General features: G+C 42.0%; 14 protein-coding genes. 6 read left to right on the forward strand and 8 right to left on the reverse strand.

The annotated features are described in order from the left end of the window. Window positions 1-52: 52 nt before the first annotated feature. A complete protein-coding gene (gene crtR, locus H6G28_RS24950; RefSeq protein ID WP_190592383.1) occupies window positions 53-955 on the forward strand; it encodes a beta-carotene hydroxylase in 903 nt (300 codons plus the stop codon). Window positions 956-1,069: 114 nt separating this feature from the next. On the opposite strand, the gene aroH is transcribed toward crtR, so the two are convergent. From aroH to H6G28_RS24965, 3 genes are all read right to left on the reverse strand, one after another. Further along, window positions 1,070-1,486 carry a chorismate mutase gene (aroH, locus tag H6G28_RS24955; RefSeq protein ID WP_062287729.1) on the reverse strand — a complete coding sequence of 139 codons (417 nt, stop codon included), beginning with the start codon at window positions 1,484-1,486 and terminating at the stop codon, window positions 1,070-1,072. A gap of 92 nt (window positions 1,487-1,578) precedes the next feature. After that, complete coding sequence (gene sppA, locus H6G28_RS24960) at window positions 1,579-2,400, reverse strand: signal peptide peptidase SppA (RefSeq protein WP_190592382.1); 822 nt, start codon at window positions 2,398-2,400, stop codon at window positions 1,579-1,581. A gap of 325 nt (window positions 2,401-2,725) precedes the next feature. Beyond that, window positions 2,726-3,022: a hypothetical protein gene (locus H6G28_RS24965; protein ID WP_190592381.1), complete on the reverse strand. Its 297-nt coding sequence runs from the start codon at window positions 3,020-3,022 to the stop codon at window positions 2,726-2,728. Between the two features lie 453 nt (window positions 3,023-3,475). On the opposite strand from H6G28_RS24965, the gene H6G28_RS24970 reads away from it, so the two are divergent. The 4 genes from H6G28_RS24970 to H6G28_RS24985 all read left to right on the forward strand — a co-directional run bounded on the left by H6G28_RS24970 (window position 3,476) and on the right by H6G28_RS24985 (window position 7,123). Further along, window positions 3,476-4,273: an MlaE family lipid ABC transporter permease subunit gene (locus H6G28_RS24970; protein ID WP_190675093.1), complete on the forward strand. Its 798-nt coding sequence runs from the start codon at window positions 3,476-3,478 to the stop codon at window positions 4,271-4,273. A gap of 133 nt (window positions 4,274-4,406) precedes the next feature. Next, on the forward strand, window positions 4,407-4,823 hold the full coding sequence (locus H6G28_RS24975) for a DUF3119 family protein (protein WP_190592361.1): 417 nt from the start codon (window positions 4,407-4,409) through the stop codon (window positions 4,821-4,823). Between the two features lie 117 nt (window positions 4,824-4,940). Beyond that, window positions 4,941-6,176, forward strand: coding sequence for a DUF3086 domain-containing protein (locus tag H6G28_RS24980; protein WP_190592429.1), 1,236 nt, complete (start codon window positions 4,941-4,943; stop codon window positions 6,174-6,176). A 191-nt stretch (window positions 6,177-6,367) separates the two neighbouring features. Then, the gene (locus H6G28_RS24985) at window positions 6,368-7,123 is read left to right on the forward strand and encodes a hypothetical protein (RefSeq protein ID WP_190592360.1); all 756 of its coding nucleotides are present in this window, start codon (window positions 6,368-6,370) and stop codon (window positions 7,121-7,123) included. A gap of 68 nt (window positions 7,124-7,191) precedes the next feature. On the opposite strand, the gene H6G28_RS24990 is transcribed toward H6G28_RS24985, so the two are convergent. Continuing rightward, a complete protein-coding gene (locus H6G28_RS24990) occupies window positions 7,192-8,079 on the reverse strand; it encodes a hypothetical protein (protein WP_190675096.1) in 888 nt (295 codons plus the stop codon). A gap of 130 nt (window positions 8,080-8,209) precedes the next feature. Next, window positions 8,210-8,719, reverse strand: coding sequence for a hypothetical protein (locus H6G28_RS24995; protein WP_190592358.1), 510 nt, complete (start codon window positions 8,717-8,719; stop codon window positions 8,210-8,212). A 185-nt stretch (window positions 8,720-8,904) separates the two neighbouring features. Here H6G28_RS24995 and H6G28_RS25000 point away from each other — a divergent pair, with 185 nt between their 5' ends. Further along, the gene (locus H6G28_RS25000; protein WP_190592357.1) at window positions 8,905-9,885 is read left to right on the forward strand and encodes a phosphatase PAP2 family protein; all 981 of its coding nucleotides are present in this window, start codon (window positions 8,905-8,907) and stop codon (window positions 9,883-9,885) included. Between the two features lie 23 nt (window positions 9,886-9,908). On the opposite strand, the gene H6G28_RS25005 is transcribed toward H6G28_RS25000, so the two are convergent. The 3 genes from H6G28_RS25005 to H6G28_RS25015 all read right to left on the reverse strand — a co-directional run. Then, complete coding sequence (locus H6G28_RS25005; protein ID WP_190592356.1) at window positions 9,909-10,697, reverse strand: ADP-ribosylglycohydrolase family protein; 789 nt, start codon at window positions 10,695-10,697, stop codon at window positions 9,909-9,911. A gap of 21 nt (window positions 10,698-10,718) precedes the next feature. Beyond that, the gene (locus tag H6G28_RS25010) at window positions 10,719-12,944 is read right to left on the reverse strand and encodes an FdhF/YdeP family oxidoreductase (protein ID WP_190675099.1); all 2,226 of its coding nucleotides are present in this window, start codon (window positions 12,942-12,944) and stop codon (window positions 10,719-10,721) included. 69 nt (window positions 12,945-13,013) lie between these two features. Beyond that, window positions 13,014-13,567: tyrosine-type recombinase/integrase (locus H6G28_RS25015; RefSeq protein ID WP_190675102.1), on the reverse strand; the 554-nt coding region annotated here is incomplete at its 5' end.

Below are 13,567 nucleotides of genomic sequence, written 5' to 3' on the forward strand. Positions count from 1 at the left end.
TTACTAATATTGATCGTATATTCGTAATGTTTGAGCAGGTAAGGAGTAAAGAATGCTGGCGTTGGAGGCAGAACAGAAAGTATTGAAAATCCCACCCAAGGAATTCTTAGAGCCTCCTGGTAATTTCAGCCCGACAATGTTAATTTTTTTGTCTGCTGTCACAATGCTGGTGCTATCAAATTTTGGCTACTGGTTGTGGGAATGGCCGCACTGGTTATGCTTTTCGATTAATACCCTAGCTTTGCATGGCTCTGGGACAGTAATTCACGATGCTTGTCACCAGTCTGCACATCGTAACCGGATTATTAACGCGATGCTGGGTCATGGTAGTGCTTTAATATTGGCTTTTGCGTTTCCTGTGTTTACGCGCGTACATTTGCAACATCATGGTAATGTCAATCATCCCGAAGATGACCCGGATCATTATGTCTCTACAGGGGGTCCTTTGTGGTTGATTGCAGTGAGGTTTTTATACCATGAGGTGTTTTTCTTTAAAAGAAAACTGTGGCGAAAATATGAATTGTTAGAGTGGTTTATCAGCCGCTTGATTGTTGTGACTATTGTCTATATTTCCGTTCAGTATGGATTTTTAGGTTATATTCTCAATTTTTGGTTTATTCCCGCCTTTATAGTTGGCATAGCATTGGGATTATTTTTTGATTATCTGCCACATCGGCCGTTTGTAGAGCGCGATCGCTGGAAAAATGCCCGCGTCTATCCCAATCCCATTCTCAACCTCTTGATTATGGGACAAAATTATCACCTAGTGCATCATCTTTGGCCTTCAATTCCCTGGTACAATTATCAACCAGCATATTATGTGATGAAGCCACTGTTAGATGCAAAAGGCTGTTATCAAACTTCGGGATTATTACAAAAAAAAGATTTTTTTGAATTTGTTTACGACATTTTTTTAGGAATCCGCTTTCATCATCACAAGCCAACTGATAACTAAAAGTTGGGAATTTGCTCTAATTAAGTCGGTGGGAAAAAACAAAACTATATTAAGAAAAACCCTCCTGTCTCCTGCCTTTTCCCAACTATAAATATTTACGTAGCTCTACTTCAGTTAGGAATTCAGGATTTCAATTGCTGGCTGTGATGTATGTAAAGTCTGGGGTAAACTCCAGTCGGGACGTAAATTAGAAGCGTGACGTAAATAAATGTGGTGAATTGGCGCAGAGACTGGCAAATAAGCATGAATTAAGAAGCGGACGCAACGTTGTAAACTACCTTCAACGTACATTTGCTGCACATCTAACATTGCAACATTATCCCAACCAGAGCGTGTGCGGGCGATCGCGGCGGGGAAAATCGCATCTAAATCGCGTGTGACGGAAAAAGTCACGCTAATCATGTCTTGTGGTTGAATTTTATTGCGTTGTTCTAGTTCATCTAGCAGTTCTGTAACTGCTTCTCGCATAGCTTCAATTGTATTTTCTGAAACAGTTGTTGCTCCACGAATTGCTCGCATTTGCCATTCCACGCCAAAAATCCTCCTTAATTTATTTGTCCTTTGTCCTTTGTTATTAGTCATTTGTCCTTTACTAATGACTAATGACCAATAACCAATGACATTTATGGTCTATATAACCACAATGGCAGACCACTAGTAGAAATTTCAAATTCTAGCCAGTCAGCACCAGCACCTAATCTTGATGAAACCTGACGACTCCCCGGTAGAATCCGACTTAACAAAGGTTTGGGTTCTTCGAGGGTAAAGTATGGGGTTTTTTCGGGGTCGAGACCGACTAGTTCTGCTGTCCACCGACGCGCATCTTCTTCTGTTCCTAAGCGGTCTACAACACCCAATTCTAAGGCTTGCTGCCCGGTAAAAATCCGGCCATCGGCGAAACTTCTCACAGTTTCTACGGCTAAAGAACGACCCTCGGCGACAGTTTGGACAAACTGCTGATAACTGGTGTCAATCAATTCTTGCAGAATGTGTTGTTCTGGTTCTGTTAATTCCCGATCAAATGCCAAAATGTCTTTGTAAGGCCCTGACTTAATGACTTTGAAAGAAACACCGATTTTGTCAAGCAAGCGTTCTAAGTTATTACCACGCAGAATTACACCAATGCTACCGGTGATGGTTCCGGGGTTAGCCATGATGTGTTCGGCTCCCATACCGATGTAAACTCCACCGGAGGCGGAAATATTACCAAAACTAGCAACAATTTTGATTTTTTCGCGCAGTCGCTTCAGGGCGCTGTATATTTCTTGAGAATCGCCTACTGTTCCCCCAGGGCTATCGATGCGTAAAAGTAAAGCTGGAAATTTCTTTTCTTCTACGGTCTTGAGGGCTTCTAATACACGTTTGCGAGTTGCACTTGCGATCGCACCTGTAATTTCAATCCGCGCAATTTGTTTACGAAACTTGGATTTAAACGGCCAAACCATGAGCAGTCAAAAAACCTCGTATATTATCCCACTATAAAATGCCCAGAGCTTAAAATAAATGGGCATTCCGCTATTCAAGCATAGTTTATCTAGCCCCAAACTTCAGTCTGGGGGCTATGGGCTTTTTTGTGAACAATTTTGCGATCGCAGTTGCTAATTTCTGCCCAACTCCGACTGTGATGATTAATAATTAAGTAATTAATTTTACAAGTTAAATTTATAATCCCTATCCCGAATAGGATGGGCTTTAAAATCTCAAACGCTTATTCTAGTTGATTTTTAAACTTTTTCTAGCAGATTTAAACCTGACGATTTACGCAATTTTTTAAGAATCTATGCGAAGAATTTGACAACGATAATACGCATAAGAATCAAATAATGCGCCGACAAAACTCCAGGTTAAACCGATGATTACTAGCCCGCGTAGGGGTGTACCATTACCAAAAATCGCCAGAAAATGTAATATGCTGGCGGCACTAGCTTCTGTGATTGTTTGTAATCCTGGCAAATAACCAATCACAGCTAAAAGTAACAAGATACCGCCTACGAAAAATATTGGTGCAACAAAGCTAAAAATAACCGTCACTAATAAGGAACGCAGAAAGTTCAACAAAAAAGCCATGAAAGACAACCTCCAGGAAGACAACGCACAACAGCCCAATAACTATCTTTCATCTTCTACAATACGTGCGATCGCCCCTTGGAGGCCAATCTGTCAAAAATCTTAAGTTTTCATTAAAAAAACAGACAGTAACAACACAAGCTGCTTCAAAGAAAAATCAACTTGAGCAGCGATAAAATCTTTGCTAATTCAGGGTTTGAGCTTATCTCTACTAAATACCACACATTGTAAACATATATAAGTAGAGCTTTATTTTATGAGAGTAACTTTAAAGTAAGTTAACGTTCACGGAGGGAGTGGGGAGTTTGGGGAGGGTGGGGGGTGTGGGAAGGGTGGGGAGTGTGGGAAGTGTGGGGAGGATGGGGAGTGTGGGGAGTATTAAGAAATTACTATTGACTATTGGCTATAAACTTTCGCTATTCTTAAGGCAATTACCGAGTTAGCTACAGAACATTGAGCCAGATTACATCTAATTCCAGTTTAGCAGCGTGGGGTCAGCGATTGCTGGCAGCGATTTTTCTGGGTGGACAAGTAATAGTTCACCTGCTGCGCGGCAAGATTCATTGGCGTAACACTTTAGAGCAAATGGCAGCCGTAGGGCCAGACTCTTTATTTATTGCTTTGTTAACTGCAATTTTTGTGGGTGCTGTGTTTACCATTCAGGTAGCGCGAGAGTTTATTAACTTTGGTGCGGGTAATCTTGTGGGTGGTGTATTGGCGGTGGCTTTAACCAGAGAACTTTCACCAGTACTCACAGCCGTGATTTTAGCGGGGCGGGTTGGTTCTGCCTTTGCCGCAGAAATCGGTACAATGCGAGTGACAGAACAAATTGATGCGCTGTTGGTGTTAAAAACAGACCCCATCGATTATTTAGTGATTCCGCGCATGATTGCTTGCTGTTTAATGTTGCCAGTTTTAACACTTTTGTCGTTAGTCACCGGGATGTTCGGCGGCTTGATCATTGCCACTCATATATACGGACTGGCTGATACAGTATTTTTAGACTCTGCCCGCAACCTAATAGACACTTGGGATATTGGTAGTGCTTTAGTAAAAGCTGTATGTTTCGGCTTATTAATAGCAGTTGTTGGATGCAGTTGGGGTTTGACAACTACAGGCGGCGCTAAAGGTGTAGGACAATCAACGACGACTGCTGTGGTGACTGCTTTGCTACTGATATTTGTTAGCAACTTCTTTTTGTCGTGGTTGATGTTTCAAGGTGCGGGTAGTGCGTTTGTGAAGGGGTTTTAAATTAGAGGTGACAGGTTACAGGTTACAGGTTACAGGTTACAGGTTACAGGTTAGAGGTGAGAGGCAAAATTAAGTACTGTAAAAATTATTTTTTCGTCTCTAGTCCCTAGCCCCTAATCCTAAAATAAAAAAGATGTCTACTACCGAAACAGGATTTGAAACAGTGACCAGTTCATTTGCGCCTAATTCTACAGCCACAGTGGAACTCAAACCTAGTTACAATATCCCTGTTGTATTGGTGCTGGCAGCGATTCCCATTGTAATTGTGCAACCTTTGGTGGGAGGAGCGATCGCAGTTTTTGGGTTGTTTCTTTTGTTTCAAACTGTAACGTTACGCTTGCAATTTACTGCCACCGACTTAGATATTTACAGAGGTGAAAAGTTAATTCGGCGTTTTCCCTACCGAGAATGGCAAAACTGGCGGATATTCTGGAATGGGTTTCCGGTTCTGTTTTATTTTAAAGAAATTAACAGTATTCACTTTTTACCAATTTTGTTCGACCCCAACACCTTAAAAACCTGTTTGGAAGAACGCTGTCCCCGTATTTAAGTCTGAGTCAATAGTCAATGGTTAACAGTTTTGAATCATACACAAATAACCAATGACCAATGACTATTGACAAATAACCAAAAAATTTATCCGCGTCTAGGAATTAGATTATTGTTTATGAACCCTGAGTCATCTCCAACTCCAGAACCAATAGATGAGTGGTTAGAGCAAATACAACCAGAAAACCCGACAACAGACAACCCAGACAATTCATCTGTAGAGTCAGTTCTGGAACCAGAAGCAACCGCTTCAGCAGTTGACGCAGAACCCAGCAACACAAGTATAGAATTGGCTAGTTTGACAGATGAACCAGCCCCAGAATTTCCCTTAGCAACTGAGACAACTGTATTAGGGTTAAAAACAGAATCAGTATACGCAGATGCAGAGCAAAGGTTAGCTCAGTTGCAAGAAACTGAAGCTGCACTCAAAGCCGAAATTGCGAGTTTGCAAGTAACTTACAACACGCTGCAAACACAATTAAGTGAAACGCAAACTTCACTAGGGCGCATTGTGCAGGAATCATTAGCACAATTAGAACAACGTAAACAAGCCCTGCAAATTTCTGTAGAACAGTTAGAACGCCGCCAAGAACGCATCCGCAACGAAATGCGAACCACATTTGCTGGTGCATCGCAAGATTTGGCTATTCGTGTGCAAGGTTTTAAAGATTATCTGACTGGTAGCTTACAAGACTTAGCCGTCGCCGCCGAGCAGTTACAACTGGTACCAGAAGTTAGAGAACGGGAAAAGCCAACTGTTAAAGAAGCTAAACCCGCCGAACCAGAAGCAATTACACCCCAATTTGCTCAACAGCAGTTTCAAGAAACGAGTAAGCAAGTCCGCCGCTTGATTGACCAATATCGCAACAAACCGGATTATTATGGCCCGGCTTGGCAATTACGCCGCACCTTTGAACCTGTTCATGCAGAACGAGTCTCGAATTGGTTTTTTGGTCAAGGGGGACGGGGTGCTTTGCGGACGATGGGTAGCCGTTTGCAGAATACTTTGATTGCTTCGGCGATTATTTCGATATTACATAAATTGTATGGCGATCGCGTCCGTACTTTGGTTTTAGCCAACACACCAGAACGCTTGGGTGAATGGCGGCGGGGTTTGCAAGACTGTTTGGGTATCGGTCGCCCAGATTTTGGCCCTGACAGGGGCGTTGTCTTATTTGAAGCAGCAGACGCTTTAGCCCAAAAAGCCGACCGTTTGGTAAAAGCCAATCAATTACCTTTAATTATCATTGATGATTCCGAAGAACAAATCAGTTTAGGTATACTGCAATTTCCTTTGTGGTTAGCCTTTGCGCCTGACCCGAAAACGATGCGAAATTATGATGATGATTTTTAATCAGGCTTAGGTAGAGATAGGAGAAGTCAAAAGTTAAAAGTCAAAAATTATTTTACTTTCGACTTATCTGTAAGGGTGTAGTGTTCAAAACCCTTACACCCAATCTCCATAAATAATTTTGGTGCGTAAGCTCTATAAATGTTATATTCTGTAGCCTAATTCGGTAATTTCTGCCCCTGGATTTTCCCAAAATGTTGCGTGTTTATCATCTTTTTATCGCTGTAATTTTACTTTTGTTAATGCCAGTGGGGGCAAAATTTGTGCTTCCCTACGTTACTGGAACTAAAGTAGAAACCAAGAACCAAGCCGCACCGACATCCAAGACAGCTACTCAAACTGCGGCGGGAGAAACTTCTCAGCCCACAGCAGGAAATTTGTGGCAAAAAGTTTTAGGTAAAAATATTGTCGTGCCTAGTGGCTGGCAAGTAATTCCTTGTCAGGGAAATGCCCCTTTATTGTGTGTATCTGCTCAAGGTGAAGTTTTAGGTACAGTCGAGATTAGTGTTGCTCAAGTGAGTAAAAATCCCAACTTGCAAAAGCATCTTGCCGATGCAGGCATTCTCCCAGACTCAAAATTAGATTATAAAAATTCGGCTAACCACAGCAAAGCTATCACCGCCTTGAAAGCTTGGGCGGAAGATTATTATACTTCTTTGAGTAAAGACCGTCAGAAAAGTAACGGCAATAAACTGATTTTTACAACTCATCCATTAGAAGAAATATCAATTAGTCAGTTACCAGGAATCCGCTATGGTTTTACAGGAATTAAAGCTGAAGGTGGGTTACAAGAGCAATATATTAGTTATGCGGCTTTTGATGGAAATTCACTTTATATCATTAGTACAGCTTTTGACCCTGGTGCGGTAACAGGTAAGTTTGAAAAATTGGAAAATTTAGTAATTTTTCAGCCTTATTTGAACGCGATCGCAGAAAATTTAAATCTATAGTTGGTCAATAGTCATTAGTCATTGGTCATTTGTTAATAACCATAACTAATGACTGATATTGACGTTAGCTAAATTTCAGCAACGGCGCGTTCAATTAAACGACGTGCTAAAGTTTGTGTGCCTGTATGCTCATAATAATTGGTAGACACATCTAAGAAAGCTGCCAAATAATCTAACTTGTCGTCGCTGAACTCTACAAAACTTTTCAAGTGACTGGTAACAGTTTGTTGAGTTAAATTATTTTGGCTAACAAACCCACCTATCCAACCTTTGACTGAATCAAGACTTTGACCAATAAAGTCGAGTTTACCGCCAGTACCGTTACCAGGAATTGCATCTTGAATGGTGTTGAAAGTCGTATTTTGTGATAGTTCCTGGGGATTAAGGGTACTGATAAAAGATAGTGCTTTCTGAATGAAATCTGGCCCTAAAGGTATGATGCCATCAATACAAACTAATGCCGCCAAGCGGATGAGTGACTCACCACTATACTCTCCTAAAGCACCAACAAAATCGCCGATGCTGTCTCCAGGAATGCCATTAATTTGGCAGAAAGCTACCAATTCAGCTACTACTTTTAAAGCCAAATCGATGGTTTGTGCTTTATCTGGTTTGGGAGTTATCGAGTTGAGAAAACCCAAAAGCGGAATTGTTTCACCGACTTTGTTGGCTAAAGCTGCTGCACCGAGGGCTTTATCAGTACCATCAACTGTTTGATAAAGCCACATTGCGCGTTGATAGCCTTGAGAACGGTCATTATACAGATAAATCGCCCGTTCGCCAATTTGTTGAATTAAACTTTCATCTTCTTCACCAGTCACAGTTTTGATGGTGTTCACAAAACCAACAGTATTTTGCCACTCACCAGGAGCCGCAAAATCTAAAGCCTTCAACACAGATACAGTTAAACCACCAGTGGGTAGTTGATCAACTAATTCAAAAATAGGTTTGTTCACAAAAATCTCCTCTCTTGGTTGCAATTGTTATGCCAAAGTGCTGAGTAGTAACTCAATGTTTCAAGAGTTTCAGCCACAAACATAGTCCTAACTTATGGAATGCTATGTGTCTAAAGATTTTGAGTAGCGATTATTTAAGTTTGGCTAAACCACTCAGGTTGAATTTACTAATCCAATCAGCGCGATCGCTGGCTGTCAATGTTGTACCCTTAGAGATAACTTTGACTTGATATTTACCTACTAAAACTGCCGTTGCGGTTTTTCCTTGTTCTACAGCCGGATATCCAGCAATCTTTTTGGTACTTTTAGAGAATTTGGCAGCTGCTTCTGGGGTGCTGCTGGTATCTGAAATTGATAGCGTCGCTACTTCTTTACCAGCTTTTTTCAGCTTGGCTTCTGCAAAGCCTTTTTTCTCTTGGGTGAATACGCTATCGTAACCACCACCCGATTTGGGGAATAACTTGTTAAATTCACTTCCCTGGGTAGCAGTCTTAGCAACTGCTTGACCACTTTTTTGTTTAGTACTTTCTTGTTGCGCTTGGTCAAACCGTCCTGGGGTTTTGGGACTACAAGCGGTTGTCAGTAATAATACTGAGATTAACAACGCTGCGACAATTTTCCGACTACGATAGAAACTCATGTTTCCTCCTGATGATACTTTGACGCAATTATCAACTACTTGTCAAAATTTGCCCACAAAATTTATGTTTCGATAACTATTGTGATCAGGCGTGAAGAGTGGGAAAGGCTTGATACGATGTGAGCAAGGGATTTTTCAGTTCTCTTGACTTTGCTAACTAGTACAAAAATTTGTGAAGCAGAAACATGAACACTGATTTTGGCAGTCTTCTGGGGGAAAGTTCTTTGATTCGAGCCTTACATACTTCTATCCAAGGTAGAGCTAGATATAAAGTCAAGGGACTGCTTGATTCTCTAACTCTCAAAAAATATCTAGAATTGCGATTACCCCAGCAAGAAGGAATTTTGCAAGCCAATGCAAATCATTTAACAGGCAATGTGTTGGTACTGTTTCAGCCAGATTTTAGTCCAAATGCGATCGCCTGGATGCTACAAAATATTGTTCTAGACTACACAAGAAGTCATAAACAATTACCTCCCAGTACCGCACCAGAATTTATTCCCAGTAAAAGTATTACTTTATTTGTGCAGTCAAATGCTGCTATAACTCAATCGCGGAGTCAAATCATCCCCGTAGCCGCAGCTTTTTCGGCTTTATCCTTGGGGACAGCTATCTTAAACACCAATAATTTAGACACCCAGATTTTATTAGCGATTCAAAAACTCCACACGCCTTTACTAGACAAAATTATGGTGGGTATCACTTCTCTCGCTGAACCACCACTGCTATTGTTGACTTGTTTAACATGGGAAGCAATTCTGCTGCATCGCCGCCGTTACCTCCAAGCTACTACCTTTGGGATGGCAGCAGTTGGTGGAATCAGCTTAAATTTTCTGTTGAAAGAATTGTTTGTCAGGGCGCGTCCGGCATTGTGGGATTACATTATTAATGTGAATCATTACAGTTTTCCCAGTGGCCATGCAATGGTGTCAATAGTGGTGTATGGTTGCATCGGCTATTCCTTATCCCAAGAATTTCCCCAATGGCGATCGCAGATTTTCACTTTGACGGTAATCTTAATCTTGGCTATTGGTTTTAGTCGGTTGTATTTGGGAGTACATTGGCCTAGTGATGTGATTGCTGGTTACGCCGCAGGTTTAATTTGGTTGACTGTGTGTGTAGTGTATGAGTATTTGTTAACTCAAAAAGCTACGGCTGAGTGCTGAGTCAGAACTTCAGCCTTGTTGCACTAGTTACAGTACTGCAACATAAACCTTTGAGTAATTGTATATAAATGATCATTTAAATGAGATAGTGCTTGGTCAGCGATCGCAGGGGGTAAGCCATGATAATATGCTTGAGCAATACCACCTGCAATACAAGCAATGGTGTCACTGTCACCACCTAAAGAAATTGCATTCCGAATTGCATCTTCGTAATCAGTTGATTCTAAAAAGGCGATAATTGCTTGGGGAACGGAACCTTGACAAGAAACATCAAACTTGTAATTTGGTCGAATTTCGTCCAGGGTAATTTCTAAATCGTAATCAAAGGTAGTTTGCAAATAAGCTTTAATTGCTGGTTTATCAGCACCTGTGCGAGCTAGAAATATAGCTGCGGCTGTGGCTTGAGCGCCTTTGATACCTTCAGGATGATTATGAGTCACAGCAGCACAACTTTTAGCGGCTTCCAGGACAGTATCTAAGTCATGCAAAGCAAAGCCGATGGGACTAACGCGCATTGCCGAACCGTTACCCCAACTATTGTAGGGCTGACTATCGTTAGAGTTTGCCCAACTTCTAAAAGTACTGCCATAACCAGCGTAGGGATAGCGGCGGAAATAAGACTTAAACTGCTCGATGTATTGACTACTGTCGAGTGAGTCTGCACCATCGAGAATCATTTCCGCTACTGCGACAGTTAGCACAGTATCATCGGTGAAACGACATTGCCTATCGAATAAGGGAAAATCCTTGGTTTTAATATTGTTAACTTCATATACCGAACCGATGATATCACCTGCGATCGCTCCTAACATATTAATTTTCTGGAAGATAATTTAGGTGAGTTTTTCCAGCCTTACGACAGCATTGTAATCTGGGACTCCTTCGAGCGATCGCTTACTTTTATCAAGCAATACATTCCCTTCTGGCCAATGAACTTGTAAATTTCCTTTCTGAATTGGTGCTAGATAAATTCTGCCAGTTAACTCACTCAATTCATTTTTTAAAATGACCTGATCTCCATCTTTTAAATTCAACTTAGCAGCATCAACCGCATTCATTAACACCGCCTCGCGCAAAGCCCCAGTAATGGCATCTTTGCGTTCTTGCACCATACTATTAAACTGCTTACCCCGACGTGTCGCTACCAAAAAGCAGCCTTCTGGTATTTCCTTTTGTGCAGGCGATAAAACTGTAAAGTGTGCCTTCCCGTCAGCTGTGGCAAAATTCCAGCCAAAGCACAAATGCGAACCACCATATTGAAACTGGTCGCCCGCCTGCTGTAAGTGTTGCATCCCAGCGTATAATGGCACAACTTGAGCAATTTCTTCCCGAATCGCCGCCGTATTCTCAAAATGAATCTTTTCTGCCAAATCTGGACGCACCCGTTTTGCTAATTCCACAAACACCTCCCATTCTGGTAGCGCCTCACCAATACGGGGGCCAGGAATTTCTGGGCTGAAAATGATTCGCCGTTCTGTAGAAGTTTCCGTCACACCCCCCGGTACTTCATAGCGAGTGGTTGCAGGTAATAAAATTACGGTATCTGCTGGTTCCACTAACATTTGGCTAGATAACACAATATCAGCATGTACCCGCAGAGGTATAGTTTGCAAAGCACCTTCCACATAATCTGGTTCTGGTAGAACCTCTAAAAAATTCCCGCCCACAGAAAACAACACATCTAATTGCTTGTCGTAAGCAGCATCAATCATTTCCGGTGCAATTAAACCTCTGGTACTTGGTACATCAAAGCCCCATTTTTGACTTAAATCAGCAGCATTTTCTGAATTAATCGGTTTACCACCAGGAAACACCGTGGCGTAACATCCCATCTCTGCACCACCTTGCACCCCAGAGTGACCACGAATAGGCATTAAACCACAACCTTCTCGCCCAACAAAACCTTTAGTCAGTGCCAAATTGATAATACTGCGGACATTATCTTCACCGCATTCATGCTGCGTAATGCCCATACTCCAGACAAACACCGCTTTATTAGCAGCTGCAATGATTTGGGCAAAGGCTTGCATTTCATAGCGAGATGCGCCGGAAAGCCTTTCTAATTCTTCCCAAGATTGTTGTTCTAGAGATGCTTGGAGTTCTGCAAAACCTGTGGTGTAACTGTCGATAAATGACTTGTCGACCCATCCATAAGCAATCAAATGCTTGACGGTTCCATTCAAAAATGCCATATCACCGCCAGTATTTACCAAAAAGAAATCTTCGGCAAATTTAGTCCCAAACAAAGCACTTTCCACAATTGAAGGAACCCAATAGCGTTCCATTCCTGGTTCTCGATAGGTATTAATCACCACAATTTTGGTGCCGGCTTTTTTGGCGTAGTGAAGATACTTGACGGTAACTGGTTGATTATTGGCGACATTAGAACCAATAAACACTAATAAATCCGTACCTATCCAGTCTTTATAAGAACAAGTTGTCGCCCCCGCGCCTAAAGATGTTTTTAAGGCGGCGGTACTCGGAGAATGACAAATCCGGGCGGCATTGTCAATATTATTACTACCCATTGCTCGGACAGCTTTTTGAGTCACATAATAAGTTTCGTTGACCGTACCGCGACTAGTAATATAAAAACTTAGCCTGTCTGGTGTGGTGGCGCGGATACGATGGGCAATGAAATCTAAAGCTTCATCCCAACTAAGACGACGAAAACCTTTTTCTCCACGTTGGCGCATCATCGGGTAAGGAAGTCGCCCCAAATCCCGGAGTTGGGAAGTTTTTTGTGTTTGTAATGGCGATACATCTGCTAGGATCTGGGGATCTAACGCTGACATTGTATTCATCTGCAACAACCGCAACCGCACATTGCAGAGATGAATCCCATCTAATGTCCAATCCTTCATTCCTGTTGTGCCTAAAGCACAGCCATCACACACACCTTGATTGAGAATATTCCACGCATAAGGTAATTTATGCCGTGACAGCCAAATCGCCCGAAATACCTCCCAATAGTTATTGGGATACTGTTCGCCAATACCAAATGGCTTCCAACTTGCCCAGTGCTGTGGTGTCCAATATCGCTTGGGTTTAGGCAACATAATGATTGTGGGAGTGAATTAAACTGCCACCTTAAGGCTACCGTTTTGAGTAGCATTTGAGTAGCAAAATCAAAAGTCTGGACACTCAGCACTAACTATTTCTGGATGGCAGTAGTATTTCAAAACAGTCTCTACGGTGTCCCCAATCCACAAGGCTACTTTATCGGGACTGATACCACTGCTAATTGCCCAGGTGGCAAAAGTATGGCGAGTAGAGTAGGGTTTCAGGTACGGAATATGACCTTCATCAGCCAATGACTTGACTACACCAGGGTATTTGTAAGTTTTTTCTCCTCGGTTCGATTTCCACTCATGCCAGAAGCTAAACATTACGCCACTGTTCATTGGACTACCAGCTTTACTCAGAAACACCAAATCAGAGGGATTGTATGATTCGGGACGGTGGTTTAATAACATCCGTTGGAGTTTTGACCCTGGCTCGCTGGGGAATACTCTCTTCTTGCCGTTTTTTGTTCCCTTGCGGATTCTGTGAACATTGCAAGACTTATTAATGTTGATCCGGCAACAGTCATTGCTGATATCTCCCCAAGTCAGCGCAAATGCTTCTCCTGGTCTAGTTCCTGTAAAAAATAAAAATTTCACCAATGGGGCATAGCAAGAAA

This window comes from Nostoc sp. FACHB-190 (genome assembly GCF_014696905.1).
Lineage (GTDB): Bacteria > Cyanobacteriota > Cyanobacteriia > Cyanobacteriales > Nostocaceae > Nostoc_B.